Below are 26412 nucleotides of genomic sequence, written 5' to 3'. Positions count from 1 at the left end.
CCTCGGGCCCCGGGGGGGTTTCCTGGGGTCCCCGGGGGGGGGGGGGCGGGCGGCGGGCCCCGCGGGTCCCGCGGGGCGGGGGCCGCGCCGCGGGACCGGCGGTCGTTCGACGCCTTGCTCCTAGAGCAGGACGAGGAGGTCGACCTGTCCGTCGGTCCGGGTGGCCATGGTCGCCTCGCCCGGCCCCTGGGCGGGCGGGAGGTTGAGGTAGTTGGCTGCGGCGTCCGCGTCCGGCTGGATGACGTGGCGCCAGGTCTTGGTGGCGGCGACCTCGCTGGCCATCGCCTTCTTGGTCTCCGCGGCGGTCGCGCTGAGCTGGGTCATGGGTCACTCCTTCGCATGGTGCTCCGAGAGTGCCGTCCCGAGCGGGCGGCAGCTGGAAGCTACCATCGGTAGTCGGGCGAACACGTTGAGACACGGCGGTGGTTCGTCTTCGAACTGAATTCGGGTGGATGGGACGTCGTGGACGTCGCGGATGGGTCCGAGCCCGCTCCCGCCGCGCCCCGCATCGAACGTGCGTACGTCACGGGGCCCGAAATCCGCCCCGGGCCGTCGCCACCGGGCGCTAACCTCTCGCCAGGAACACGACGAGGGGTGGGGCTCATGGCGTACGGCGGGAACGCGCTGCCGGGACACGGCCCGGGGAGGGAACCCGGGCGCGGACTGACCGCGATCGGAGTGCTGCTGCTGGTGTACCTGGGGATCTTCGCGATCGCCGTGGTCGTCAGCATCATGCAGGGCACCTACGGCTACCTCATCGGGATGGCCCACCGGCAGGCCGACCTGCCGGCACTGGCCGTCACCGCCTACTTCACGCCGCTCGCCGTGACGTCGGCCTCGACCGCGGTGCTCGCCGTGCTGGCGTTCCGGGGGGTGTCCTGGGTGCGGCCCGCCGCGGCGGTGCTCCTCCTCGTGACGACCCTCTCCGCCTCCGGACAGCAGCTCTTCGCCCAGCTGACCACCCTGCGGCTGCACAGCGTCTTCGACCTGCCGTTCGACGCGATGTTCATCATGCTGCAGCCGTACTTCGCGCTCGCCGTGGCCGTCGCGGTGACGGTCGTCGGGATCGCCACCCGCGCGCCCCGGCCGGGGCCGGGCGCCACCGGGCCGTTCGCCCCGACCTACCCGCCTCCGGCGCCTCCCGCTCCGGCATCCGGGCCCACCTCGCCCGCGGACGGGCCGAACCCCGCGCCGTAGCAGCCGGACGGGGACCGCTCCCGACGGCCGACGGGGGCGGGCGCGGCCTCCGTCGGCACGGTGCCGGACGCCGAGGCCGGGCAGGCCCGCGCCGAGTCCGCCGGGCACGAGGGCGACATGGCCTCGGCCGGTCCCGGTTCACCCCGGTGCTCCGTGCATTCCGCGCCGGCCTGCGGGTAGAGGACCAGGTGCCGACGTGTGCGGTTCCGTGCCGGTCGGGAGGTGCGCCGTGCTCACTCCGCGTGAACTGCGTCTGCTCGCCGAAGCCGAGGACGAACTCGCCCGTGACCGGCGGCTGGCCCGGAGGCTGGGCCGGCACCGCGTCGGCCCCCGCTGGTGGGGGAGCGTGCGGACGCTCGCCGAGCTGCTCGCGGTGCTCGCGGTCGGCGGGGCCGCCGCGGTGGTCGCCGGATGGGCCACCGCCACGTCGACCGGAGTGCTTGCCGGGGCCGCCGTGTGGGGGAGCACCTGGGTGGTGGCCGGCGTCCTGGTGGCGCGGATCGCCTCGCTGACCCGGCCCGGACGCGGCCGCTGAGCGCTGCCGGACGCGGTCAGCCGCGCAGGGCGGACGCGAGCAGGCCGGGCAGCCGGCGGGCGGCGGGGGCGGCGGTGTAGTGGGCCAGGCGTTCCAGGGTGGCGCGTCCGGAGCGGTGGGTGACGAAGTGGGGCGGGCGCGGCGCCAGGGAGGGCGAGCCGGTGAACAGACCGCGCGGTGCGGGGGCGAAGGGGGCGCGGAGCACGGTCTTCTCGACGTCGTCCAGCATCCAGGTGTTGTTGACGAAGCCGGTGCCGCTGCCGATGTCCTGCGGGGTGTGCCCGGGGTGCGCGCCCCACGGGGTGTGTCCGAGGAGGAAGCCCACGCCCGACCAGGTGTTCACGGCGATCGTGCCGTAGCGCAACCGGTCCACGGCGCCCGCCACGGCCGCCGGGTGGTCGCGCTCGGTGCGGGGGTGCACGAGCACGGTGGCGCCGAGCGTGCCGGGGAGGCGGTCGTTGGCGAAGCGGACGGCCTGGTCGAGGAAGGCGGCCGGGGTGTCGCCGGGGAGGCGGACGACACCGAGGGCGCTGGCGAACACCTCCTCGGTGAGCAGCGGGTCGGCGGGGTCGGCGACGTCGGGGACGAGGAGGCGACAGCCGTCGCCGTACATCTCGGCGCCGGGGTGCGCCCTGCGGACGGCCGCGAGCCGCTGGGCGGAGCCGGGGTAGTAGTCGGTGCGGAACGGCAGGTCGCGCAGGACGGCACGGACGGCGTCGAGCAGGCGTTCGGTGCCGTCCCACCGGCGGGGCACCAGGAGGACCTGGGCGGCGATGCAGTTGTGGCCGGAGTTGTTCATCTTGGCGGTCACGATGTGCTCGGCCTGGTGGCGGAAGTCGGCGGCGCTCCACGGGCCCGGGACGACGAGGAACGGGCTGACACCGCCGAGTTCGCTGGTGAGGGGCTTGTCGACCAGCGGGATGCCGGCGCGGCGGCGCTGTCCGGCCCGGTCGTCGGTGCCCCAGACGACGGCGTCGTGGGTGCGGGCGCTGCCGGTGATGTGGACGGCGTCGACCTCGGGGTGGGTGGTGAGCAGGGCGCCCTCGGCGGGGCCGCCGTCGACCAGGCGCAGCCAGCCGTTCCGGACGAACTCGGCGAAGATCCGCTCGTAGTGGGGCCGCAGATAGGCGTTGACCGGGTTCAGTTTGGCGATGACCACCCGGTTCTCGGCGTACAGCTGGTGCAGGATGTCGGTGGCGGTGAGGGCGGCGACGTTGCCGGCGCCGAGGACGAGGGCGATGCCCGGTCGGGCGGTGCCGTGGCGGTGGCGGGCGGCGGCGCGCTCGCGGGCCCGCTCGGCACTCGTGCCGGGGAGGAGACGGACGCGGGCCCGGTAGCCGGCCAGGAGCAGGCGGTCCGCGGCGGTGGCGGGGAAGACGTCGACCCAGGTCCGGCCGTCCGTCTCGTGGACGCGGTCGGCGGGCAGCGGGTCGCGGCCCGCGGCGAGACGCCGGAGGCCGTGCAGGCGGGCGGCGGTGTGCTGGGCGAGGGCCCAGGGGCCGCCCGCCCAGTCCTCGGCGGCCCACGGGGAGTCGGGCCGGTGGCCCTTGTGCCGACAGGCGTCGTCGACCATGGCGGCGGCGGTCTCCCGGATCCTCGGCAGCAGCCGCTCCAGCAGGCCGATGCGCAGGTCCGCCGGGGCGGCGGCCCAGGAGGCCGCGTGGGCGCGCAGGTCGGCGAGGGCGCGGTCGAGGTCGGCGGGAACGGTGGGGTCGGTGGCGACGGGGTCGGGCACGGTGTTCCTCCGAGCGGGTGGCGGGAGCGGTCGGGTTCAGGCGGAGCGGAGACGGGCGGCGTCCCGGGCGGGGTCGACGAGCAGGGTGGCCGCTGCGCCGATCAGCAGGAGGAGGCCGGCGATCCGGACGGCGAGGCCGTACCCGGCGCCGCCGTGCAGGTCGACCAGGTGGCCGGTCAGGGCGGGGGCCGCCAGGCCGGCGGTGGTGACGACGGCGTTCATGAGGCCGAGGGCGCCGCCGCGGCGCTCTTCGGGTGCGAGTTCGGCGACCGTGGTCACCGCGACGGTCACCATCGTTCCGCCCAGGCCGAACGCGGCGATCAGCAGCGGCACGGTGGCCGTCGAGTGCGGCAGCGCGGGGAGGGCGAGGCAGGCCAGTGCGGAGACCAGCAGGACGGCCCCTCCGACGCGGGCCCGGGCCCAGCGGCTGGCGACGCCCCGGCGCAGCAGCCGGCCGGTGAGCCAGGCCTGGCCCAGCAGGGCGAGCGTGTTGACGGCCCACAGGGCGGCCACCAGGTTCGCCGTGGCGGTGTCGGAGTAGCCGAGGCCGTCGTGGAGGTAGCTCGGCACCCAGACCAGCAGCAGTGCGGTCATCCAGTAGGTGCCGAAGTAGGCGGCCGTGCTGCCGATCCAGGTCCGGGTGGCGAGGATCCGCCGGTAGGACGGGCCGGCGGGTGGCGCGCCGATCGTGTCCCGGGCCGGATCCCGGCGCGGCCGGTCGGTGTCGGCGGTGCGGCCGTTCTCCCGTCCGGCGAGGGTCCAGACGACGGCCCACAGCATGCCGGCGACGGCGACGGCGCCGAACGCGGAGCGCCAGCCCAGGTGGTGGACGACCCACGTCAGCCCGGGCGCGGCGACCACCACGCCCAGGGTGGTTCCGGCCATCACCAGCGCGCCCGGCAGGTTGCGCCGCCGGTCGGGGAACCAGGAGAGGGCGGTGTGCTGGGCGACGGGGAAGGCCGGTCCCTCCGCGGCGCCCAGCAGGATCCGCGAGGCCACCAGCAGGGCGGCGCCGCCGCCGAGGGCCATGGGCGCCTGGGCGAGCGACCAGAGCAGCACCATGGCCAGCAGCAGCCGACGTGGCCGCACCCGGTCGGAGAGCAGGCCGACGGCGGCGCCGGAGATCGAGAACAGCAGGAAGAAGGCGCTGTTCGCGAGCCCGAAGGCGGTCGCCGACAGGCCCAGATCGCGGCGGATCGGGTCCGCCGCGAGGCCGAGGACGGACTTGTCGGCGAAATTGATCATCATGAAGACCACCAGCAGGCCGGTCACGGTCCAGGCGCGGCGCCCGGGGTCGGTGGCCGGCAGGGCGGTGGTTCTGACGTCGGTGTCGGTCATCGGGGCTCCGCGGGGGTGGCGGCCGGCATGGGGGAGTGGGGGCGTCCTGGATCAGGAGAGCGGGCCGCCGGCGACGGCGATCCGCTCCATGACGCGCCGCTGCGGGTAGTAGTCGCTGATCGCGTAGTGCTGGGTGGCGATGTTGTCCCAGATCGCGATCGAGTCCGGCTGCCAGCGGAAGCGCACCTGGAACTCGGGGATCCGCGCCTGGAGGCCGAGCAGGTGCAGCAGCTCGCGGCTCTCCGCCTCGGGCAGGCCGGCGATGCGGGTGGTGAACGGCTCGTTGACGTACAGGGTCGGGCGGCCGGTGCGCGGGTGGTGCACCACGACGGGGTGCTCGACCGGGGGCAGCGTGCTCCTGAGGGCGGCGATCTGCTCGGGGGTCATGAACGAGCCCCAGGTGGGCTCCCAGTCGTGGACCGCCGTCAGGCCCTCGATGCGTTCGCGCAGTTCGGGGGCGAGGTTGTCGTACGCGGCGCCCATGTCGGCCCACATGGTGTCGCCGCCGGCGGCCGGGACCTCCACGGCCCGCAGGACGGAGCCCATCGCCGGGGCGGCCATGAAGGAGTGGTCGCTGTGCCAGATGTTCTCCTGGCCGATGGCGGTGGCGTCCTTGGCGAGCCGGGAGACCCCGGTGGTGTCGCCCTTGGGGAAGAACGGGTTCGGCTCGGGCGGCCCCCACACGCCGGCCAGGGCGAGGTGGGCGCGGGCGTCGAAGCGGTGCTGGTCCCGGAAGAAGATCACCTTCCACTCGTCCAGGGCCCGGCGCAGTTCGGCGGCGAGATCCTCGCCGATCGGGCCGGCGAGGTCGACGCCGGTGACCTCGGCGCCGATGTGCGGGGTCATCGGGGTGATCTCCAGCAGGCGGAAGTCGGCGTGCGGAGTGTCGGGCGCCGTCCGCTCCAGCCGGCGGCGGCCGGCGTGGAACAGCGGCTTGGCGAGGATCGGGTGCGAGGTCGTGCTCACGGCGGTGCCCATGGGGTCCTCCACGGTTCGCGGCGGAATTCGTTACCGGCAGTATTGATATTTGCCCGCGACAGGGCAAGAGGCTGGGACGAGGAGATTCTGTGGCGCACCCAGGCGCAACGAGGGGGCGCGCCCACCCCCGGCGGCCGGGGGGCTGCAGGGATCAGGAGGTGCGGCTGACCGCGCGCACGACGAAGTCGACGAGGTCGTCGACGAGGTGACTGTCCGGCAGTTCGCGCTCCGCCAGCAGCCGGTAGATCATCGGGGCCGCCACCAGGGTCGCGGCCGAGCGGATGTCGATCTCCGGGCGGACCTCGCCCCGGGCGATGCCCCGCTCCAGGATGCTGCGGGTCTCCGCCATGATCCGGTCGGTGTAGGCCGCGTAGGCGCCGTGCTCGCCGGGTTCCGCCGCGGCAGCGGCGCCGATCAGCTCGGCCACCAGCCGGTCCGTGCCGGGCATCCGGTAGGAGGCCAGGCGCGTGGTCAGCACCTCGCGCAGTTCGGCCCGCAGATCACCGAGGTCGGGCACCGAGAGCGGCCCGATCCGGCTCTCGGCGGCCGCGATCACCAGGGCCTGCTTGGACGGCCAGCGCCGGTACATGGCCGGCTTGCTGACACCCGCGCGGGCGGCCACGGCGTCCATGGTGACCGCCCGGACGCCCTGTTCGGTGACCAGCTCGATCACCGCGTTCAGGGCGGCGCCCGTCACCCGCTCCTCCCGCGGCCGTCCTGGTCCGCGCCCGCCACCGCGTGCCTGTGTGCCGCCCATGCCTGCGAGCATACGGGCGCCCCGGCCCCGGTCGGCGCCGGACCCAGGCACGGCGCAGGAGGCGGCCGTGGCGTCGGCGGGACCGTCGCGACAGTATCGCGCCATACCAGGACATCCATGACATAACAGCTACGCTGCGTCGAGGAAGCCGCGACCTCGGAGCGCTCATGGACCGTTACCCGCCCATCGCCGACCACGGACTGGTGGGAGACCTGCAGACCGCCGCGCTGATCTCCTCGCAGGGCGTGGTGGACTGGTTCGCCGCGCCGCGGTTCGACTCGCCCAGCATCTTCGCCGCCCTCCTGGACCACGACCGCGGCGGGCACTTCCGGCTGGCCCCGGTGGAGCACGCCCCGACCTTCCGTCAGCTCTACTACCCTGACAGCGCCGTCCTGGTCACCAGGTTCATGTCCGAGGACGGCGTCGGCGAGGTCATCGACTGGATGCTCCCCGACAACAGCAACCGCGCCTCGGACCGCCACACGCTGATCCGGGCCGTCCGCGCCGTGCGCGGCACCGTCCGCTTCGAACTCGACTGCCGGCCGCGGTTCGACTACGGCCGGGCCGACCACCAGGTGACCGTCGACGGCCAGGACGCCGTCTTCCGCTCGGCCGGCGCGGCACTGCACCTGCGCGCACTGTTTCCGCTGCACCGGGCGGACCGGGACGTCCGCGGCACGGTCACGCTCAACGCCGGCGAGACCTCGGGCGTCGTCATGACCTCCTGCGGCCCCGACGGCGAGGCCCCGCCGCCGCCCTCCGAAGGCTGGCTCACCGAGCAGCTGTGGGCCGCCGTCGACCACTGGCAGACCTGGGTGCGCCAGTCGAACTACCGCGGCCGGTGGCCGGACGCCGTCCACCGGTCCGCGATCACCCTCAAGCTGCTCACCTACGCCCCGACCGGCGGGCTGGTCGCCGCACCCACCATGGGCCTGCCGGAGCAGGTCGGCGGTGAGCGCAACTGGGACTACCGCTTCACCTGGGTGCGCGACGCGTCCCTCTCGGTACGCGCCCTGCTGGACCTGGGCTTCACCGAGGAGGCGGAGGCCTTCACCGGCTGGCTCAACGAACGGCTGCGCGAGCGCCTCGACCTCCCCGGCGAGCGGCTGCAGATCATGTACCGGATCGACGGCGACCCGCAGCTGTCCGAGGAGATCCTCGAACACTTCGAGGGGTACCGCGGATCCGCCCCGGTGCGCGCCGGCAACGCCGCGATGGACCAGCTCCAGCTCGACATCTACGGCGAGGCCCTCTACGCCCTCGCCGAGGGGCGGCGGTCCGGCGTCCAGCCGGGCTACGAGGGCTGGAAGGCCGCGGCGAAGACCCTCGACTGGCTCGCGGACAACTGGGACCGCCCCGACGAGGGCATCTGGGAGACCCGCGGCGGCCGCAAGGACTTCACCTTCAGCCGGGTGATGACCTGGGTCGCCTTCGACCGCGGCATGCGCCTGGCCGAGGAGTTCAGCCGCCCCGCGGACATCGTGCGCTGGCGGAACACCCGCGACGCCGTGCTGAAGCAGATCATGGAGCGCGGCTGGAGCGAGAAGGAGCAGGCGCTCGTCCAGCACTACGACGGCGACGTCCTCGACGCCTCCCTGCTGCTGATCCCGCGCGTGGGCCTGCTCGGGCCGAAGGACCCCGCCTGGCTCTCCACGCTCGACGCGATGGACCGCAAGCTGGTCTCGGACAGCCTCGTCTACCGCTACGACCCGGCCGCCTCACCCGACGGCCTGCGCGGCTCGGAGGGCACCTTCAGCCTCTGCACCTTCCTGTACGTCGACGCGCTCGCCCGCGCCGGCCGGCTGCGGCAGGCCCGCTACGCCTTCGAGAAGATGCTCACCTACGCCAACCACGTGGGTCTGTTCGCCGAGGAGATCGGCCCCTCCGGCGAGCAACTGGGCAACTTCCCGCAGGCGTTCACCCACCTCTCGCTCATCATGGCGGCGTCCTCGCTCGACGACGCCCTGGACCGCGCCAGCAGGCGCTGACCGCAGGGGAGCGGAGCATGGACGAGGAGCAGGACCGGAACCCGCCGCAGCCGGGCGCGGCACGGCTCGACCGGGCCGCGTTCGACGACCTGTACCGGCGCGTCGTCGCCGCGGCGCCGACCGGTGCCCGCCCGCGCGGGGCCCTGGAGACCATCACCCCGGCGCACGTCCTGGCGGCCGTGGGCGAGGTGCGGACGGGCCGACACGTCAGCCTGGCGGCAGCCGTGGGGACCCGCGCGAGGCCGGACAACCCCGAACCCGCCCACCACCCGATGACCGGCGCGGTCGCCGGACACCTGCGCGGGCAGGGGCTGGAGTTCGCCCGGGACCGGATCGAGATGAACGTGCACGGGGACGCCGACAGCCACCTCGACGCGCTGTGCCACGTCGTCTACGACGGCACGCTGTACGGCGGCGTCCCCGCGGCCACGCTGACCGCGACCGGTGCCGAGGCGCTCTCCGTCGGCCTCGCCGGGGCGGGAATCGTCGGCCGCGGGGTGCTGCTGGACATCCCCGGGCTGCGCGGGGTGCCCTGGCTGGAGCCCGGGGAGCACGTGACGGCCGAGGAGCTGCTGGCCGCCGAGGAGGCCCAGGGCGTGCGCTTCGGCGAGGGCGACCTGCTCCTCGTCCGCGTCGGCCACCGGCGGCGGCGACGGGAGATGGGGGCGTGGGACGCGGCCGCCGCCCGGGCCGGCCTGCATCCGAGCGCGGTGGAACTGCTGGCCGAGCGGCGGATCGCGGTCCTGGGCAGCGACAGCAACAACGACTGCGCGCCCAGCCCGGTCGACGGAGTCGGCTTCCCCGTCCACGTGCTCGCCGTCCACGCACTGGGCGTCCACCTGCTCGACTACCTGCAGTTCGAGGACCTGCTGCCGCTCTGCGTCGAGGAGGGCCGCTGGTCGTTCCTCTGCGTGGTCGCACCCCTGCGGCTGGTCGGCGGAACGGGCTCCCCGGTCAGCCCGATCGCGGTGCTCTGACTCCTGCGGCTACCGCCCGGGCGCACCGGCAGGGCCCGGCACCACGTTCACCGGCGCGAGCCCTGCTGTGAAGCGCGCGAGCTGCGAGCGCACCAGCTCCCGGGCGCGCGGTTCGAAGGCCGAACTGTTCCCGCCGACATGAGGAGTGATCAGGACGTTCGGTGCGGACCAGAGCGGATGGCCGGCCGGCAGCGGTTCGGGATCGGTGACGTCCAGCGCCGCGGTCAGCCGCCCGCTGCGCAGCTCGCGCAGCAGCGCACCGGTGTCCACCACCGGGCCGCGGGCCACGTTCACCAGCAGGGCGCCGTCCTTCATCCGGGACAGGAATCCGGCATCGACCAGCCCGCGGGTCTCCGGCACGAGCGGGACGGTCAGCACCACGACGTCCGCCGCACCGAGCAGACCCGGCAGCTCTCCGAACGCGTGCACCGGACCGCCCGGGCCCTCCCGGGCGGTCCGCGCCACCCGGACGACCTCGCACTCGAAGGCCGCGAGCCGCGCCTCCACCGCCGTGCCGATCGATCCGTGGCCGACGATCAGGACCGTCCGGCCGGCCAGGGCGGGACGGAACCCGCCCGACCACCGCCCGGCCTGCTGGGCGACCGCGAATCCGGGGATCCCGCGCAACGAGGCCAGCACCAGCGCCACCGCCAGCTCCGCCGTGCTCGCGTCGTGCACCCCGCGCGCGTTGCACAGCGTCACGCCCGCAGGCACGTGCGGTGCCAGGTCGTCGACACCGGCGCTGAGCGACTGCAGCACCCGCAACCGCGGCATCCGGGCCAGCAGCGGCCGGGCGGCCGCCGTGAAGGTGTACGGGATCACGAAGAACTCGACCGATCCGAGCACGTCCGCCCCCGGCGGACCGCCCGTGCCGTCCCAGACCGCGGCGGTCCAGCCCCCGGGCAGACCGCCCACCTCGCCGGGCGCCCAGGGCAGCAGCACGCGCGGACCGCTCACGACGCCGCCGGGCATGTCATCTCCTGCGGGAGCCGGGCCTGCACACGACAGTGGACGTGCACCAGTGTCACACGGTGCCCGCCGACCGGCAGGGAGACGTGCATGGAAGCAGCACCCGCGCCCCTCGTGGTCGTCGTCATGGGGGTCTCCTCCTCGGGGAAGAGCACGCTCGGATCCGCCCTGGCCGCCCGTCTCGGCGTGCCGTTCCTGGAAGGCGACGCACTCCACAGCCCGGAGAACGTCCACAAGATGGCCGCCGGCCGTCCGCTGACGGACGAGGACCGCGAGCCCTGGCTGGCGGCACTGGCCGACCGCATCCGGCAGTGGGCCGACGCCGACCGCGGCGGCGTCGTCACCTGCTCGGCACTCAAGCGGGCGTACCGCGACCGGCTCCGGCGGACCGGCGCGCGGATCTGGTTCCTCGAACTGGACCTCGACCCCGAGGTGGCCGCCCGGCGCATCGCCGCGCGCACCGGCCACTTCATGCCGCCCGGCCTGCTCGACTCCCAGTACGCCACGCTCGAACCCCTCGCCGCCGACGAACCCGGCACCAGGGTGAGCGCGGCCGGCAGCGCCGCCCGGACGCTGGCGGCGGCCACCGAGGCACTCGCCCGCGGCCCCGCCCGGACTGACCCCGATGCCCGTCTGCGCTCGCCCTCCCGCGACCCCCGCTCTAGCGTCGGAGAAGACGGTCCCGGCCCGGCCGCCGCCCCCGGGCGGGACAGCGGGTGAGGACCGCAGGACGCCGGCCCGCCCGCCCCGCGAGGGCGGCACCGGCCCGGAAACGGAGTCCCCGTGGCTGACAACGAGCACTACGACGTCATCATCATCGGCACCGGCGCGGGCGGCGGCACCCTGGCCCACCGGCTGGCCCCGACCGGCAAACGGATCCTCGTCCTCGAACGCGGCGGCTACCTGCCGCGCGAACGGGACAACTGGGACTCGACCGCCGTCTTCGTCAAGGGCAAGTACCGGGCGCCGGAGTACTGGTACGACAAGGACGGCAACGCCTTCCCGCCGGAGGTCAACTACTACGTCGGCGGCAACACCAAGTTCTACGGCGCCGCACTGTTCCGGCTGCGCCCCGAGGACTTCGGCGAGCTGCACCACCACGACGGGATCTCCCCCGCCTGGCCCATCCGGTACGAAGACCTGGAGCCCTACTACTCCCAGGCCGAGCAGCTCTACCGCGTCCACGGCCGGCACGGCGAGGACCCGACCGCCGGCCCGGCGAGCGCCCAGTACCCCTTCCCGCCGGTCGAGCACGAGCCGCGCATCCAGCAGCTCAGCGACGACCTGGAGAAGCACGGCCTGCACCCCTTCCACCTGCCGATCGGCGTCAACCTGACCCAGGACGCCGGCGGAGCGGCCGCGCACGACAGCGCCTGCATCCGCTGCGACCGCGTCGACGGCTTCCCCTGCCTGCTCGGCGCGAAGTCGGACTCCCAGGTGATCTGCGTGGACCCGGCGCTGCAGCACGACAACGTGCAGATGATCACGCACGCCGACGTCCGGCGGCTGGAGACCGACCCGACCGGCCGGACGGTCACCGGCGTGGTCGCCGAACTCTCCGACGGCAGCACCGAGACCTTCAGCGGCGACATCGTCGTGGTGGCCTGCGGCGCGGTGAACTCGGCCGTACTGCTGCTGCGATCGGCCAACGACAAGCACCCGGACGGACTGGCCAACAGCTCCGGCACGGTCGGCCGCCACTACATGCGCCACAACAACCTGGCGCTGATGGCCCTCTCCAAGGAGCCCAACCCCACCCTGTTCCAGAAGACCCTGGCCCTCCACGACTGGTACCTGGCCGGGGACGACTGGGAGTTCCCGATGGGCGGCATCCAGATGCTGGGAAAGTCGGACGCCGCCCAGATCCACGGCGAGGCCCCGCGCTGGGCCGGCGCGGTCAGCCCCGACATGCCGTTCGAGGTCATCGCCCACCACGCCGTCGACTTCTGGCTCTGCGGCGAGGACCTCCCCGCCCCCGACAACCGGGTCACCCTGGACGCCGACGGCAACGTCCACCTCGCCCTGGACGAGAAGAACAACACCGCCGGACTCAAGCGGCTCCGCCACAAGCTCCAGAGCATGCTCGGCAAGCTGGGGATGCACGAGCACCACCTGCTCTCCCACAGCATCTACCTGCACAAGGGCATGCCCATCGGCGCGACCGCCCACCAGGCGGGCACGGTGCGGTTCGGCACCGACCCGGCGTCCTCCGCCCTGGACGTCACCTGCAAGGCGCACGACCTGGACAACCTCTACGTCGTGGACACGAGCTTCTTCCCGAGCATCGGAGCGGTGAACCCGTCCCTGACGGCCATCGCCAACGCGCTGCGGGTCGGCGACCACCTCGCCGACCGCATGCGATGAGCAGGAGAGTCAACGAGATGGCAGCACAGCAGATGGACGCCCTGGTCATCTTCGGCGCGACCGGTGACCTGGCCAAGCTGGAGACCTTCCCCGCCCTGGTCGGCCTGGTCGACCGCGGCGTGCTCGACGTCCCCGTCGTCGGCGTGGCCAAGAGCGGCTGGGGCCTCGACCAGTTCCGCGACTACGCCGAGGCGTCGCTGAAACTCAACGGGATGGACCCGAACACGCCCGCCGCCCGGAAGATGCTCGGGCTGCTCCGCTACGTGGACGGCGACCTGGACGACGACGCGACCTACCGGGCCGTGGCGCGCGAGATGGGCAGCGGCGAGCGCGCTCTGTTCTACCTGGAGGTCCCGCCGCCGCTGTTCGGCCGGATCGCCAAGGGGATCGCCGACGCCGGCCGGGCGAAGGGCGCCCGCGTCATGGTCGAGAAGCCCTTCGGCACCGACCTGCGCAGCGCCGGTGAACTCAACGCGACCATGCACGAGTACTTCCCCGAGGACTCGATCTACCGGGTGGACCACTGGCTCGGCCTCGACCCCGTGGAGAACGTGCTCTTCGCCCGGTTCGCCAACTCCGTCATCGAACCGCTGCTGAACCGCACGCACGTCAGAAGCATCCAGATCACCATGGCCGAGGCCTTCGACGTCGCCGACCGCGGCCGCTTCTACGACCGCACCGGCGCCGTCCGGGACGTCGTCCAGAACCACATGCTGCAGGTCCTCGCGACGGTGCTGGCCGAGCCGCCGTCGGGGGAGGGCCTGGAGTCCTGGCGCGACGCCAAGGCCAACGTGGTGTCCTCGCTGCGACCGCTCACCCCCGAGCACATCGTCCGCGGACAGTACGACGGATACCTCGACGTCGAGGGCGTCGCCGCGGGCTCGACGACCGAGACCTTCGCGGCCGTCCGGCTCGCCGCCGACTCCTGGCGCTGGGCGGACGTGCCGATCCTCATCCGCGCCGGCAAGTGCATGCCGGTGACGGCGACCGAGGTGAGCATCCACTTCCGCAGCGCGCCGCACGACGTGTTCGGGCTGCGGCCCAGCCCCGCCGCCAACAGCCTGCGGTTCCGGGTCTGGCCCGAGACGCAGGTCGCCCTCACCCTTGCGGGGAAGGCACCCGGCGGCGGCTGGGAGGCCAAGCACGAGGAACTCTCCTTCAGCGAGGTGCCGGGATCCGACATGCGCCCGTACGACCGCCTCATCGGCGCGGCACTGGACGGTGACCGCTGGCTGTTCGCCCGGCAGGACACCGTCGAGGCCGCCTGGCGGGTCGTCGACCCCGTCCTGGGCGACGCGGCACCCGTCCTCCCCTACGCCAGGGGCAGCTGGGGCCCGAAGGAGGCCGACGGCCTGCTGCCCGACGGCGACCACTGGCACGACCCGAAGTGACGGGCCCGTCCCCGGGTACGCCGATCGGTCGACGGCCGACGGGATGACACCGGCCGTGCCGTCCCGTCCGGGCCGCCCGGGGCGTGCTTGACTGAGGCCGAGCCACCTCGCGATGGGGAGCACATGAGTCAACTCGACCTCGCCAGGCTGCAGTTCGCCATGACGTCGATCTACCACTTCCTGTTCGTGCCCGTCACCATCGGCCTGGGATTCCTGACCGCCCTGCTGCAGACCGGCTGGCACCGCAGCGGCCGGGCCGAACTCCTGCAGCTCACACGGTTCTTCGGCACCCTGCTGGTGATCAACATCGCGGTGGGTGTGGTCACCGGGCTCGTCCAGGAGTTCCAGTTCGGCATGGACTGGTCCGCGTACTCCCGCACCGTCGGCGACGTGTTCGGCGCGCCGCTGGCCATGGAGGGGCTCGCCGCGTTCTTCCTGGAGTCGACCTTCCTCGGGCTCTGGCTGTTCGGCTGGGACCGGCTGCCCCCGCGCGTGCACCTGGCGACCATCTGGCTGGTGGCCGTGGGCGGCGCGCTGTCCGCGGCGTTCATCATGGCCGCCAACTCCTGGATGCAGCACCCCGTCGGCTACACGATCGACCCCTCCACCGGCCGGCCCCGGCTCAACGACGTCTGGAAGCTGTTCACCAACCCGGTGTTCCTGCGCGGGTACCTGCACGTCATCCTCGCCTCGCTGGTCACCGGCTCCGTCGTGATGCTCGCCGTCTCCGCCTGGCAGCTGCGCAAGGGGTCCTCCCCGCTCGCCTTCCACGCCGCCGCCCGGCTCGCCCTGGTCGTCCTGGTGCCGGTGATCCTCGCGGCGATGCTGGTCGGCAGCGAACTCGGCGTCACCGAGGGCAAGTACCAGCCCATGAAGATCGCCGGCGCCGAGGCGCAGTGGGACACCTGCCAACCCTGCTCGTTCTCGCTGTTCCAGATCAGCGGCGGCAAGAACGACATGACCCCGACCCAGATCATCGCCATCCCGCACCTGCTCTCCCTGCTGGCCACCAACCACTGGAACGGCAAGGTCCTCGGGCTCAACGCCGTCCAGGCCCAGTACGAGCAGCAGTACGGGCCCGGCAGCTACATCCCGAACATCTTCATCCAGTACTGGTCGATGCGGGTGATGGCCTACCTGGCCGTGGTCGTCCTCCTGGTCGGGCTGTGGGGCCTGTGGCTGCTGTGGCGCAAACGGCTCAGCAACGCGCGGTGGTTCCACCGGGTCGCGGTCTGGGCCGCGGTGCTGCCCTTCCTGATGAACACCGCCGGCTGGCTGCTCACCGAGAACGGCCGCCAGCCGTGGATCGTCCAAGGACTCCAACTGACCAGGAACGGCGTGTCCCCGTCGGTGAGCACCGCCACCGTCGCCACCAGCCTGGTGGTCTTCCTGCTGCTCTACGCCGCGCTCGCCGCGGTGGCCTTCGTCCTGCTCACCAGGTACGCCCGCAAGGAACTCTCCCCGCCCCCCGCCGAGGACACCCCGGTCCCGGCCCTGACCTACTGAGGCCGTCCGATGGCGCTCGCCACGTTCTGGTTCATCGTCACCGCTGCCCTGTGGACCGGCTTCTTCGTCCTGGAGGGCTTCGACCTCGGCGTGGGGATGCTGCACACCTTCGTCTCGCGTGACGAAGCGGGCCGGCGGGCGGCGATCAACACCATCGGGCCGCTCTGGGACGGCAACGAGGTGTGGTTGATCGTCGCCGCGGCCGCGATGTTCGCAGCCTTCCCGGCCTGGTACGCGACCATGTTCTCCAGCTTCTACCCCGCGCTGGTCCTGCTGCTGGCCGGGCTGATCGTGCGCGGCGTGTCCTTCGAGTTCCGCGGCAAGGTGGACGGCGCGCGCTGGATCCGCACCTGGGACACCCTGCTGACCGTCGGCAGCCTGCTGGTGCCGCTGCTCATCGGCATCGCCCTGGGCAACCTGCTGCACGGCGTGCCGATCGACCGGAGCCAGGAGTTCACCGGTGACTTCGGCGACCTGTTCTCGGCGTACTCGGTGTTCACCGGCATCACCCTGGTGCTGCTCTGCCTGCTGCACGGGGCGACCTTCATCACGCTCAAGACCACCGGTGCGGTGCAGGAGCACGCCCTGTGGCTCGCCCGCCGGATCGCCCCGTTCACCGTCCTCGCCGTGCTGGCCTTCCAGCCGTGGACGCACTCCGTCGCCGGCGGCGGCGTCCTGCCGGACGTCCTCGAACTCGTGTCCATGCTCGCGGTGCTGGCCGCCGGCTGGCTGCTCGCCGGACGGCACGAGGGCTGGGCCTTCGTCGCCACCACCGTCGTCATCGCGACCACCGTCATGTCGTTCTTCGCCGACCTCTACCCCCGGCTGATGGTGTCGAGCACCAACCCGGCCTTCGACCTCACCGTGCACAACAGCGCCTCCGGCAACTACGCGCTGAAGGTGATGAGCATCGTCGCGATCGTCTTCTTCCCGCTGGTGCTCGCCTACCAGGGCTGGACGTACCACGTCTTCCGGCTCCGGGTCTCCGCCGAGCAGTTCGACGTGCCGCGGAGCCCGAGCGGCTGAGCCCGAGCGGCCGGGGCGGGTCAGGGACGGCGGGCGACGAACACGAGCTCCTTGCCCGGGCGGTCGGGCGCGTCCCGGACCTCCTGCAGCCCGTAACCCGCCGCCGCCAGGTCAGCCTCGATCTCGTGACGCTCCCGGAACCGCAGGGTCGAATCGGAGGTGAGGTGGCAGCCGTCCGCGGCGAACACGTAGTTCCAACGGAACGTCACCAGGCGGTCCGCCACCTCGACCAGGTCGACCCAGCTCTCGACCCCACCGACGCCCGGGACCTCCGTGACCCGCCGCGAGGCCGCGCGGTTCCACGCCTCCCAGGCCCGCGCGGCAGGGTCCCTCGTCTCGAAGACCAGGTACCCGCCCGGCCGCAGCGCCTCGTGAGCGCCGGTCAGCGTCCGCCGCCACGCGTCCGGGGAGACGATCGCCTGGGCGACGTTCGCGGTCATCGTGACGAGGTCCACCTGCAGGGGCGGAAGGGCCGTCGCGTCACCGCAGATCCATCGCACCCGTTCGCTCCCCGGCTTGGCCCCGGCCACGTCGATCGAGGCCCGGGCGGGATCGAGGCCGACCACCTGCACCCCGCGATCGGCCAGCAGGAGGGCGAACACCCCCGTGCCGCAGCCGATGTCCAGCACCCGCTCCGCGCCGACCTGCCGGGCGAGGTCGAGGTAGGCGCAGAGGTCGCTGCGGTCCGGGTCGAGCGGGTCGTGGACGGCAGCCAGCCGGGGGTGCCCGAAGATCTCGTCAGCCATGCGACCGAATGTAGCGGCGCGTCCCGGGACGGGCCGTACCCGTTCGTTCGGCCCTGCTCGGCTCCGGCGCCGGACGGTGTGTCAGCCGGGTTCGACCGCCGGGGCGGTCGGTGCTCCCGCCGGCTGCGCCGGGGCGTCGGCCGGACCGCTGCCGCGCCGCAGTTCCGGGGTCGACGTGCCGACCGCGGTCACCGCCGCCAGGCACAGCAGCCCGCCCGTGACCAGGGCGGTCGCGCCCGACGACCAGCCGGCGACCGCGCCGGCCCGCAGGTTCCCCAGCTGGGGGCCGGCCTGGCCGACGATCGTCTCCGCGGCCGTCACCCGGCCGAGCAGCGCATCGGGCGTGCACGTCTGCACGATCGTCGTGCGGGACAGGACGGCCAGCGCGTCCGCGGCCCCCGCCACCACCAGGAACCCCAGGCCCGCCCACGCACTGGTCGTCAGGCCGAACCCGGCGAGGGCCGCGCCCCACGTGCCGGCCGCGCCGAGCATCACCGGGCCCGGGCGCGCCAGCCGGGTGACGGGACCGGACAGCGCGGTCGTGGCGACACCGCCCACGGCCAGCGCCGACAGGAACAGGCCCAGCGTGCGCGGGTCGCCGTCGAAGCGCTCGCTGTTGACCAGCGGGAAGAGGCTGGCCGGCATGGCCAGCACCGTGGCCGCCAGGTCCGTCAGCAGCGCACCGCGCACCACGCGGTGGCCGGTCAGGAAGCGCAGCCCGTCGGCCACCCCGCCCAGACCCGGACGGGACCGCTCGCCCACGGGCGGCATCGCGGGCAGGGCGAAGGACGCGGCGAACGACACCCCGAAGCTGGCGGCGTCCAGCAGGTAGCAGACGCCGATGCCCCACCAGCCGAGCACGACACCGGCGACGGCCGGACCGAGCAGCATCATCGCCTGCCCGGTGACCTGGTTCAGCGCCAGCCCCGCCGCCACCTGGTCCTTCGGCAGCAGCCGCGGCACGAACACCCCCGCCGCCGGCGCGCCCACCGCCCCGAACGAGGCCTGCACCGCCACCAGCGCCAGCACGGCGGCCACCGGGACGTGCCCGGTGAACCCTTGGACGGCCAGCAGCAGCGAACAGGCCGCCTGACCGGCGTTGCCGAGCAGGTGGACGCGGCGCCGGTCGGCCCGGTCGACCCACGACCCCGCGAACAGGCCGATGCCGATCATCGGCAGCGCCTGCGCCAGCCCCACCGCCCCGCTCCACACCGTGCTGCGGGTCGCGTCCCACACCTGGAACATGACGGTGACCACGGTCATGAAGCTGCCGAGCGTGGACACCGTGCGCCCGATCAGCAACCGCCGGAACAGCGGAGACGTCCTCAACGGCCGTACGTCGACCAACGCGCGGGCGAGGCTCATGACGGGAGGGCCGGGTGCGGCACGGGCTGATCCACGCCGAGACCCTAGCCCATCACCCCAAGGTCCGGCCGGGCGTTTCCGGTGAGCAGGCACCCCGGTGCGGCGCCCACGACCGGCACCTTTACCCTTCGTTGACCGAACGAAGGGGACGACAGCAGGATGATCGGCAGCTTCTTGGCCTTCGTGGTGATCCCGATGATCATCGCGGGACTGGCGCGGTGGGCGGCCGCGCGACGGCGCCACGCCCTGACGGCCGGCCGGCCGGTGCACTTCCGGTGCCGACTGGACGGCCGCAGGGGCAGGCTGCTGGCCGACCCGCGCCTGGACGGGCCCGTCTTCCTCGACCGCGACGGCACGGCCACCGCCCTGCCGCACGGCGGCGAGGTCCTGGACGCCACGCTCCTGCGCGTCACCGGAGCCGCCGTCGAGATGGTCGGCCTGCGCTACCGCACGCCCGAGGGCACCGTCCTGCAACTGGGCATGCCCACCCGGGACGCACGGACCGTCGGCGCCTGGCTCGCCGAACCGCCCCGCCCAGCCCCGGCACCCGCCCGGCGGCTGCGGCCGGCCGCTCCGATGTGGGCGGCCCTCGCCCTCACCGGCGCCCTGTTCACGGCGCTGGCCGCCGCCGACGTCGCCCTGCTCGGCGACCGCACCACCGCCGAGGTCCTCGCCGTGGACCACGACAACGGCGGCTGCACCGTCGGCTGGGACGGCGGTGCGCAGCAGAGCGACGTCGACTGCGACACCGCGCACCTCCGCCCCGGCGACCACCTGCCGGTGATCGCCCTGCCGTGGCCCTTCCTCGGCGAGGCCGTCGACACCCGGACCACCCCGGCCGTGGCCGCCGCGGCCGGGGGCGGCCTCGGCCTGCTCGGCCTCGCCGGCAGCCTGGTGGTCACCCCGCTGGCCTGCGCCCGCCGCGTCCGACGGGCCCTGCGCACCGGGTCCGTACCGGTGCCGTCGGTGGCCGGGGCCGCGGACGGGACCGAGGAGCAGTGGCCCGCCCTCGACGGCGGCCTGACCTTCGCCAACCTGGCGGCCGCCGCCCGGCACGCCGACCGGCACCACCCCGGCGCCCGCGTCACCCGGCCCCGCCGCGGCCCCGGCCGCACCTCCGTGCCGCCGCGCCGCTGGGCGGCGGCCACCGCCCTCGGCACCGGCGCCTGGGTGCTCCTGGCGCTCTCCCTCGGCGGCATCCTCGACGACCACTTCCACCTGGGCCACTGGCGGTTCCTCCTCCTCGGCACGCTCGGCATCGCCGCCGTCGCCCGGATCGGCTGGTTCGCCACCGACCGGTCCTCGCTGTGGCGCCCCGTGCTGCGGGCCGTGCGCTCCGACCCGGCGGACGGCAGCTGGCAGCCGATGCGGTACGTCCGGCTGCGCGAGATCACCGGCGGGATGGTGCTGGTGCTGTTCCGGCCCGAGGGCGAGGACACCGCGGCACCCCTGTACGTGCAGCCGATCTCGGGCTCCCGCGGCACCGGGCGCGGCACCATCGGCGGGCCGCCGCCGGTCGGCGACGCCCTGGTCCACGACACCGGTGCCGGGCCGCTGGTCTGCGAGATCGACGGGATCCGCTACCTGCCCGCCAGCCGCGCCACGACGGCGGCGGCCGACCCGGAGCGCACCCGCAGGGAACTCCTCCGCTACGCCGAGAGCCACCTGCGGCCGACCGGGCGGGGCTGAACCGCGGGCGCCGGTCCGCCGCCGACGACCCCGCCCGGCGGACCGGCGCCCAGCGTTACGGCGCCCAGCGGGCGGCATTCAGCCGCCGTACACGCCGTTTCAAGGTCGTGCCACCAGAGTTCGGCCCCGTGCATACCTCACACTCGCGTGCCGGCGTCGCCTCCGTGTGCGCCGCGGCTCTGACGTTTTCGGGTCTGGTCGTCACCGGGCTGGTCGCCGCGCAGCCCGCGGCGGCCGCCGACCCGGCCGGCTACCAGAACGTTCGGATCAACGAGGTCACCTCGTCCAACAACGACACGGTGGAGCTCTACAACACCGGGTCGACGGCGGTGAGCATCAGCGGCTGGAAGATGTCCGACGACGGCTTCTCGCCGCAGTCGTTCAGCCCCTCCTCCACCACGATCGCCGCCGGCGGCTTCGTCACCTTCAACTCGCCCAAGGGACTGGGCGACTCCGACAAGCTGGTGATCTACACGGCCGACGGCACGGTGGTCGACCGCGTCGAGTGGGCGACCAACGGGGCGAAGCCGGCGATGGCGCGCTGCGGCGGCGACGGCGCCGGGGCGTGGGTGACCGCGGCCACCGCGACCACGTTCGGCGCGGCGAACGCCCCGGGCTGCCCGTCGTCGATCCCGGCGGCGAGCCGGGTGCGGATCAACGAGGCCACCTCCAACGGCTCGGACACCGTCGAGCTGTACAACGGCGGCACGACCGCCGTCAGCATCGGGTCGTGGAAGTACGTCGACGGCGACACCACCCACACCCCGGTCTCGATCTCGTCCTCCTCGCCGAGCGCGACCAGCATCCCCGCCGGAGGGTACGTCACCTTCAACTCCACCCTCGGCCTGGGCGACAACGACTCGGTCTTCCTGCTCGACGGCAACGGCAGCACCGTCGACTCGGTGACCTGGGCGACCGACGGCGCCAAGCCGTCCGACGAGCGCTGCGCCAACGGCACCGGCTGGTTCCGGACCGCGGTGACCGCGACGCTCGGCAGCGCGAACTCCTGCAGCGGCAGCGGCGGCGGTCAGACCGGCCAGCTGCTCGGCGGCGGCGGCGCGCTCACCAGCGGCTGCAGCCCCGAGGCGCCCTCCGGCACGGGTTCCACCCCGTCCGGCACCCTGGCCTGGCCGGGTGGCCCGGACGTCACGATCGCCGACAACGTCTGCGCGTTCACCACGTCCACCGGACCCGAGGGACGGGACGTCAGCGGCCTGGCGTTCGACCCCGCGAACCCGACGGTGCTGTGGGCCGCCAAGAACAAGAACTGGCTGTACAAGCTGGTCAAGAGCAACGGCACGTGGGTCCCCGACGCGACGTGGAGCGCGACCGGCAAGCAGATCCGCTTCGCGAGCGGCACCGGCGAGCCGGACTCCGAGGGTCTGACGATCGGCGCCAACGGCCACGTCTACGTGACCTCCGAGCGCGACAACACCAACAACACCGTCCCCAAGGACACGATCATGGAGTTCGACCCGGCCGCGACCGGCTCGACGCTCACGCCCGTCCACCAGTGGGACATGACCTCGCAGTTCCCGCAGCTCAACACCGGCAGCAAGGACGACGCCAACCTCGGCTTCGAGGGCGTCGGCTACGTGCCGGACAGCTGGCTGACCGCCAACGGCTGGGTCGACCCGCTGACCGGCAGCGCCTACAACCCGGCGAACTACCCGCTGCACGGATCGGGCCTGTTCTTCGCCGGCCTGGAGTGGGACGGCTCGCTGCACGTCTACGGCCTGAACTCCGACGGCACCTTCACCACGTTCGGCACGATCGCGACCGGCAAGGTCTCCGTGATGGACGTGATGTTCGACGCCGGGACCAGCCGCATCGTCGCCACCTGCGACAACACCTGCGGTGAGACGCACACCTTCCTGAAGGTCGGCGCCGCCGGCGCCGTCGTCCCCGACGTGACCTACACCAACCCGGCCGTCATGCCGACCGACAACCTGGAGGGCTTCGCGATCGCGCCGACCTCGACCTGCGTCAACGGCTTCCGCGAGGCGGTCTTCAGCGACGACGGCATCCACGGCTTCGGCAACGGCAGCTCCTCCTACGGCCACGCCGTCTACAGCGGCACCTTCCCCTGCTGATCCGACCGACTCGTGGCACGGACGGGGAGGGAGCCGGTGCGGCCCCCTCCCCGCCGTTGTCGTCGCCGGGGCCCGGTCGAGGCTCCGAGGCTCAGCCGAGCTGCTCGCGCAGGTGCTCCAGTGCCGCCTCCAGCGCCCGGTCGGCCGGGAGGGCGAGGTCCGGCAGGACACCGACGCCCTCCCAGTTGGTGCCGGTCACCGGGTTGATCGAGCGGGCGGTCGGCACGGTGACGGCGACGTGCGGGGAGACCGGGATGCGCGAGGTCGGGTGGGCGCCGCCCCGGGTGGTCTCGCCGATCAGCGTGGCGCGCTCCAGCACCTTGAGGTTGTACGCCAGCTCCTCGCCGCCGGAGAAGGTGACGGCCGACGTCAGCACGGCGACCGGGCGGTCCAGGTAGCGCGGGCCGGCGAGGTGGCCGACCGTCCAGTACTGGCGGATCGAGTCGGTGGCCCGGTCGTAGATGTCGTTCAGGTGGGTCTCGTCGCCGGGGAAGAAGTAGCTGCACCACAGCTGCACCCCCTCCGGCGAACCGCCCAGGCACCGGCGCAGGTCGACCACCAGCGCGTCGGTGGCGGCGAGCAGGTGCATCGCCGCACCGAAGAGGGGGCCTCCCAGCTCGGCAGGCGCGATCATGGACAGGTCGAGGTAGCCGATGTTGCCGTCGAGCTGCTCGACCCGCCGGACGCCGTGGTTGTTGGCCCGGCTGAACGCCTCGAAGCGGCCCCGGCTGACCTCCTCCGGCTCCTCCTCCATCGACTGCGGTTCCTCGCTCCACAGCAGCCGCAGGTGCTTGTCCGGACACGCCTGCTGCAGGTCCGCGGTGACCCGCTCGCACAACTCCCGCTCGTCCAAACCGTCGTACGCGCTCTCGGCCAGCCGGCGACGGATCACGGCATCGATGCCGGCCGTCTGCTCGGGGAACACGTATCCGGCCGTGATCCGGGCCAGCGCGGTCTCGAGTATCTCGTGATGAAGCGTCATAGTGGCTGCATTCTGAGCGGTTCGGAGTCCGTGGGCAAACGAGTGACGACGACGGCGGCCCCGTCGCGACGGGGTTGACGCCCGGGGGCGTCCGGCGATCGGATGGGGTGTCATGAGCACAGGGCAGATGCACCCCGGCATGCATCCCGTCGACGGCGACCTCGTGCGGCGGCTGGTCGCCGGGCAGTTCCCCCGGTGGGCCGGGGCGGAGGTGGAGCGGGTGCCGTCCGGTGGCACGGTCAACGCCATGTACCGGCTGGGCGAGGACATGGTCGTGCGGCTTCCGCTGGTGGCGGGCGGCGCCGGTGACGTGGCGCTCGAACGGACGTGGCTGCCCCGGCTCGCGCCCCACCTGCCCGCGCCCGTCCCCGAGGTGCTCGGAGCGGGCAGGCCGGCCGAGGGATATCCGTGGCCGTGGTCGGTGTACCGGTGGCTCGCGGGGGAGAACCCCGGGGCCGGGGCGCTGAGCGAACCCGTCCTGCTGGCCGAGGACCTGGCCGGATTCGTCGCGGCGATGCGGAGCATCACCCTACCGGCCGCGCCGCAGGCCCACCGCGGTGGGCCGGTCGCCTCGCTCGACGCCGCGACCCGGGCGGCGATCGAGGAACTGCGCGGGATCCCGGAGGAAGGCGTCGACTGCGACGCCGCCACCGCGGTGTGGGAGGAGGCGCTGCGGGCCCCGGTCCGGGACGGCCCGCCGGTGTGGCTGCACGCCGACCTCATGCCGGGCAACCTGCTGGTGGCCGACGGCAGACTGACCGCGGTCATCGACTTCGGGTGCGCGGGGGTGGGGGACCCGGCCTGCGACCTGTTCCCGGCGTGGAACCTGCTGCCCGCCGACGCGAGGGAGGTCTTCCGCGCGGCGCTCGACGTGGACGACGCGACCTGGACCAGGGGCCGGGGACGGACGCTCTCACAGGCACTGATCGCGCTGCCGTACTACCGCAGGACGAACCCGGTGATGGCGGACAACGCCCGGCACGTGATCCGGGCGGTGCTCGCGGAGGCGTAGGACGTGCCTTCGCGGGCGTATGGACGCCACGTAGGAGTGCGTGGGGCGCCCGAATCGACCTCCGCTCGGGCGGGCCTGGTGGTGCACCCGGCCGGTGGTGGTGTCGGCGGGCGCCGTCATGCTGGGGGAGGCGAGTCGGCGCGGGAGGGGGCTGCAGGGATGCGGAACGGGCTGGACCAGTGGGGGCACGCGCTTCCGTTCCTGCGGCAGTGGGAGGTGGGTCGCGGACCCGCGCCGGCGGAGGACACCGGACGGGACACCGTCCGGAGTGGATTCGCTCCCTGCCTGGTGACCCTCCTGCGGCTGTCCGCACCGCCCCGGTTCGGCGCCGACGTCGACTCCCTTCCCCCGTGGCTGCTGGCGGGGCTCGCCCGCACGGGACACCTGCCGCTGGCGGCCGAGCTGGCCCTGTCGACCGGGGACGAACTCGGCCGGGCGGAGAGGCTGCTGGCCGTGGTGCGGGCCGCGGCCGACGCGGGGGACGTGCACGGGGCCCAGGCGCTCACCGACTCCATCACCCTGCGGCAGTGCCGGGACCAGGCACTGGTCGGCCAGGTGTCGGCCTGGGCGCGGGCCGGTGAACGCGACCGGGCCGTGGCGCTGGCGGAGACCGTCCGCTATCCCCACCACTGGGCCGTCACCTGGGCGCTGCTGGCCAAGGCGGTGGCGGACGGCGGCGACACCCGCGCCGCGCTGGCGTTCGCCGATCGTGCCGAGGAGCACGTGTTCTGCGGCGATCCGTCGGCGGCGAAGGTGCTCGTCCTCCTCCTCGAGGTGGCCGACCTCGTCGGCGACCGGGACCGGGCGGACGACCTCGCCGACCGGCTGGAGGACTGGGCACGGTCCCGGGGGCGCCGTGACGGGGGCTTCGACCGGGACCGTCCACGGCCGCTGGCGACGGTGCTGGTGCGCGACCTCCACCGGGGGGACCTGGACCGCCTCGACGCGCTGCTCCGCCGTCCGCGCCGGTCGCCCCTCGACGCCTGGGTCATGGCGGTCGTGCTCGCCTCGGCCCCCGCGAGCACCGACGTGGAGACGGCCCTCGCCCTCGCGGACCGGGCGCAGACCCTGCTCGGTGCCTGTGCCACGTCCTCCGGGGAGGCCATCGCGCTGTGCACGGCGGCGGCGCGCATGCTGGCCCTGCACGGGCAGGTCGAGCGGGCCGCTGCCTTCGCCGACGCGATGCACGCCCCCGACGTCCGCGAGGAGCGGCAGACGCAGATCGTGGCGGAGCTGGCCCGCGGCGGTGACACCGGCCGGGCGGAGGAGCTCGCCCGGGCGATCGGCGACGGCGCGACGCGCGGCCACGCACTGGTCGCCGTGGTCCGCGAACTCGCCCGGCAGGGGGAGACCGACCGGGCCGCGAGGCTCGCCGACACGATCGACGACCCGTGGCTGCGGGACCACGCCCTGGTGGCGGTGGTCCCGGAGACGGCCCGCCACGGGCAGCGGGACCGGGCGGAGGCGCTCGCCCGGACGATCGTCCACCGGGCGACCCGGGCCCGCGCGCTGACCGAACTCGCCGAAGTGCTGACCGAGTCGTCCGAACCGTCGGAGGCCCGCAGGCTGGCCGTCCGGGCGGCGGCACTCGACGGCTGGTCCAAGGTCCTGCCCCTGCTGGAACGGCTCGCGCCCGACGCGCTGGTGGCCACCGTCGACGCGTGGACGGGCGGGCGCGTCGGCGAGCCGGCCGGTCGAGCCGACGGCCGCCACCAGGAGGGCGCCCGGGCACCTGCCCAGGCCGACGGTGCCGATCGCTAACCT

22 protein-coding genes are annotated in these 26412 nt (G+C 73.8%); 13 read left to right on the top strand and 9 right to left on the bottom strand.

Translation table 11 applies throughout. The features are described from left to right. Positions 1-120 precede the first annotated feature (120 nt). On the bottom strand, positions 121-324 hold the full coding sequence (locus AB0442_RS32265; protein WP_366167156.1) for a hypothetical protein: 204 nt from the start codon (positions 322-324) through the stop codon (positions 121-123). A gap of 279 nt (positions 325-603) precedes the next feature. Here AB0442_RS32265 and AB0442_RS32260 point away from each other — a divergent pair, with 279 nt between their 5' ends. Both AB0442_RS32260 and AB0442_RS32255 read left to right on the top strand, forming a co-directional pair. Then, on the top strand, positions 604-1197 hold the full coding sequence (locus tag AB0442_RS32260) for a hypothetical protein (protein WP_366167155.1): 594 nt from the start codon (positions 604-606) through the stop codon (positions 1195-1197). 229 nt (positions 1198-1426) lie between these two features. Beyond that, positions 1427-1732 carry a DUF3040 domain-containing protein gene (locus AB0442_RS32255; RefSeq protein ID WP_344623141.1) on the top strand — a complete coding sequence of 102 codons (306 nt, stop codon included), beginning with the start codon at positions 1427-1429 and terminating at the stop codon, positions 1730-1732. Between the two features lie 16 nt (positions 1733-1748). On the opposite strand, the gene AB0442_RS32250 is transcribed toward AB0442_RS32255, so the two are convergent. From AB0442_RS32250 to AB0442_RS32235, 4 genes are all read right to left on the bottom strand, one after another. After that, positions 1749-3467 (bottom strand): aldehyde dehydrogenase family protein, encoded by a 1719-nt coding sequence (locus AB0442_RS32250; protein WP_366167154.1) that lies wholly within the window; start codon positions 3465-3467, stop codon positions 1749-1751. Positions 3468-3503: 36 nt separating this feature from the next. Then, a complete protein-coding gene (locus AB0442_RS32245) occupies positions 3504-4805 on the bottom strand; it encodes an MFS transporter (RefSeq protein WP_366167153.1) in 1302 nt (433 codons plus the stop codon). 51 nt (positions 4806-4856) lie between these two features. After that, a complete protein-coding gene (locus tag AB0442_RS32240; RefSeq protein ID WP_366167152.1) occupies positions 4857-5783 on the bottom strand; it encodes a TauD/TfdA family dioxygenase in 927 nt (308 codons plus the stop codon). A 151-nt stretch (positions 5784-5934) separates the two neighbouring features. Then, complete coding sequence (locus tag AB0442_RS32235) at positions 5935-6480, bottom strand: TetR/AcrR family transcriptional regulator (protein ID WP_366167151.1); 546 nt, start codon at positions 6478-6480, stop codon at positions 5935-5937. Positions 6481-6707: 227 nt separating this feature from the next. Between AB0442_RS32235 and AB0442_RS32230 the strand changes: the two genes are divergently transcribed. Both AB0442_RS32230 and AB0442_RS32225 read left to right on the top strand, forming a co-directional pair. Further along, positions 6708-8528 carry a glycoside hydrolase family 15 protein gene (locus tag AB0442_RS32230; RefSeq protein ID WP_366167150.1) on the top strand — a complete coding sequence of 607 codons (1821 nt, stop codon included), beginning with the start codon at positions 6708-6710 and terminating at the stop codon, positions 8526-8528. Between the two features lie 17 nt (positions 8529-8545). After that, a complete protein-coding gene (locus tag AB0442_RS32225; protein WP_366167149.1) occupies positions 8546-9505 on the top strand; it encodes a cyclase family protein in 960 nt (319 codons plus the stop codon). Between the two features lie 9 nt (positions 9506-9514). Here the strand turns inward: AB0442_RS32225 and AB0442_RS32220 are convergent, their stop codons facing one another. After that, on the bottom strand, positions 9515-10477 hold the full coding sequence (locus AB0442_RS32220) for a 2-hydroxyacid dehydrogenase (protein WP_366167148.1): 963 nt from the start codon (positions 10475-10477) through the stop codon (positions 9515-9517). An 87-nt stretch (positions 10478-10564) separates the two neighbouring features. Here AB0442_RS32220 and AB0442_RS32215 point away from each other — a divergent pair, with 87 nt between their 5' ends. From AB0442_RS32215 to cydB, 5 genes are all read left to right on the top strand, one after another. Next, positions 10565-11194 (top strand): gluconokinase, encoded by a 630-nt coding sequence (locus tag AB0442_RS32215; protein ID WP_366167147.1) that lies wholly within the window; start codon positions 10565-10567, stop codon positions 11192-11194. Between the two features lie 63 nt (positions 11195-11257). Beyond that, positions 11258-12838, top strand: coding sequence for a GMC family oxidoreductase (locus tag AB0442_RS32210; RefSeq protein ID WP_366167146.1), 1581 nt, complete (start codon positions 11258-11260; stop codon positions 12836-12838). Between the two features lie 17 nt (positions 12839-12855). Continuing rightward, a complete protein-coding gene (gene zwf, locus AB0442_RS32205; protein ID WP_366167145.1) occupies positions 12856-14229 on the top strand; it encodes a glucose-6-phosphate dehydrogenase in 1374 nt (457 codons plus the stop codon). Between the two features lie 123 nt (positions 14230-14352). Further along, a complete protein-coding gene (locus AB0442_RS32200; RefSeq protein ID WP_366167144.1) occupies positions 14353-15735 on the top strand; it encodes a cytochrome ubiquinol oxidase subunit I in 1383 nt (460 codons plus the stop codon). A gap of 9 nt (positions 15736-15744) precedes the next feature. Continuing rightward, a complete protein-coding gene (cydB, locus tag AB0442_RS32195; protein WP_366167143.1) occupies positions 15745-16761 on the top strand; it encodes a cytochrome d ubiquinol oxidase subunit II in 1017 nt (338 codons plus the stop codon). 20 nt (positions 16762-16781) lie between these two features. On the opposite strand, the gene AB0442_RS32190 is transcribed toward cydB, so the two are convergent. Further along, the gene (locus tag AB0442_RS32190; RefSeq protein ID WP_366167142.1) at positions 16782-17507 is read right to left on the bottom strand and encodes a class I SAM-dependent methyltransferase; all 726 of its coding nucleotides are present in this window, start codon (positions 17505-17507) and stop codon (positions 16782-16784) included. Between the two features lie 81 nt (positions 17508-17588). Further along, positions 17589-18872, bottom strand: coding sequence for an MFS transporter (locus tag AB0442_RS32185; RefSeq protein WP_366167141.1), 1284 nt, complete (start codon positions 18870-18872; stop codon positions 17589-17591). Between the two features lie 159 nt (positions 18873-19031). On the opposite strand from AB0442_RS32185, the gene AB0442_RS32180 reads away from it, so the two are divergent. Together AB0442_RS32180 and AB0442_RS32175 are read left to right on the top strand one after the other, a co-directional pair. Next, positions 19032-20561: a hypothetical protein gene (locus AB0442_RS32180; protein ID WP_366167140.1), complete on the top strand. Its 1530-nt coding sequence runs from the start codon at positions 19032-19034 to the stop codon at positions 20559-20561. Between the two features lie 128 nt (positions 20562-20689). Continuing rightward, positions 20690-22654, top strand: a complete 1965-nt coding sequence (locus tag AB0442_RS32175; protein ID WP_366167139.1) for a lamin tail domain-containing protein — start codon at positions 20690-20692, stop codon at positions 22652-22654. A 91-nt stretch (positions 22655-22745) separates the two neighbouring features. Here AB0442_RS32175 and AB0442_RS32170 read toward each other — a convergent pair whose 3' ends face one another. After that, the gene (locus AB0442_RS32170; protein WP_366167138.1) at positions 22746-23636 is read right to left on the bottom strand and encodes a S41 family peptidase; all 891 of its coding nucleotides are present in this window, start codon (positions 23634-23636) and stop codon (positions 22746-22748) included. 112 nt (positions 23637-23748) lie between these two features. On the opposite strand from AB0442_RS32170, the gene AB0442_RS32165 reads away from it, so the two are divergent. Next, positions 23749-24648, top strand: a complete 900-nt coding sequence (locus tag AB0442_RS32165) for an aminoglycoside phosphotransferase family protein (protein ID WP_366167137.1) — start codon at positions 23749-23751, stop codon at positions 24646-24648. A 288-nt stretch (positions 24649-24936) separates the two neighbouring features. Then, positions 24937-26409 (top strand): hypothetical protein, encoded by a 1473-nt coding sequence (locus tag AB0442_RS32160; RefSeq protein WP_366167136.1) that lies wholly within the window; start codon positions 24937-24939, stop codon positions 26407-26409. The last annotated feature ends 3 nt before the right edge of the window (positions 26410-26412 follow it).

The sequence above is a fragment of the Kitasatospora sp. NPDC085895 genome, from assembly GCF_040702125.1.
GTDB classification, from domain to species: Bacteria; Actinomycetota; Actinomycetes; order Streptomycetales; family Streptomycetaceae; genus Kitasatospora; species Kitasatospora arboriphila.
The sequence above is the reverse complement of the archived record's forward strand: the minus strand, read 5'-3'. Positions and strand labels throughout refer to the sequence as shown.

Bases quoted from the DNA above. Each gene is read 5' to 3' on its own strand.
- AB0442_RS32265 (WP_366167156.1), bottom strand. From the start codon at position 324: ATGACCCAGCTCAGCGCGACCGCCGCGGAGACCAAGAAGGCGATGGCC.
- AB0442_RS32260 (WP_366167155.1), top strand. From the start codon at position 604: ATGGCGTACGGCGGGAACGCGCTGCCGGGACACGGCCCGGGGAGGGAA.
- AB0442_RS32245 (WP_366167153.1), bottom strand. From the start codon at position 4,805: ATGACCGACACCGACGTCAGAACCACCGCCCTGCCGGCCACCGACCCC.
- AB0442_RS32240 (WP_366167152.1), bottom strand. From the start codon at position 5,783: ATGGGCACCGCCGTGAGCACGACCTCGCACCCGATCCTCGCCAAGCCG.
- AB0442_RS32230 (WP_366167150.1), top strand. From the start codon at position 6,708: ATGGACCGTTACCCGCCCATCGCCGACCACGGACTGGTGGGAGACCTG.
- AB0442_RS32225 (WP_366167149.1), top strand. From the start codon at position 8,546: ATGGACGAGGAGCAGGACCGGAACCCGCCGCAGCCGGGCGCGGCACGG.
- AB0442_RS32220 (WP_366167148.1), bottom strand. From the start codon at position 10,477: ATGCCCGGCGGCGTCGTGAGCGGTCCGCGCGTGCTGCTGCCCTGGGCG.
- AB0442_RS32215 (WP_366167147.1), top strand. From the start codon at position 10,565: ATGGAAGCAGCACCCGCGCCCCTCGTGGTCGTCGTCATGGGGGTCTCC.
- zwf (WP_366167145.1), top strand. From the start codon at position 12,856: ATGGCAGCACAGCAGATGGACGCCCTGGTCATCTTCGGCGCGACCGGT.
- AB0442_RS32200 (WP_366167144.1), top strand. From the start codon at position 14,353: ATGAGTCAACTCGACCTCGCCAGGCTGCAGTTCGCCATGACGTCGATC.
- cydB (WP_366167143.1), top strand. From the start codon at position 15,745: ATGGCGCTCGCCACGTTCTGGTTCATCGTCACCGCTGCCCTGTGGACC.
- AB0442_RS32190 (WP_366167142.1), bottom strand. From the start codon at position 17,507: ATGGCTGACGAGATCTTCGGGCACCCCCGGCTGGCTGCCGTCCACGAC.
- AB0442_RS32185 (WP_366167141.1), bottom strand. From the start codon at position 18,872: ATGAGCCTCGCCCGCGCGTTGGTCGACGTACGGCCGTTGAGGACGTCT.
- AB0442_RS32180 (WP_366167140.1), top strand. From the start codon at position 19,032: ATGATCGGCAGCTTCTTGGCCTTCGTGGTGATCCCGATGATCATCGCG.
- AB0442_RS32170 (WP_366167138.1), bottom strand. From the start codon at position 23,636: ATGACGCTTCATCACGAGATACTCGAGACCGCGCTGGCCCGGATCACG.
- AB0442_RS32165 (WP_366167137.1), top strand. From the start codon at position 23,749: ATGAGCACAGGGCAGATGCACCCCGGCATGCATCCCGTCGACGGCGAC.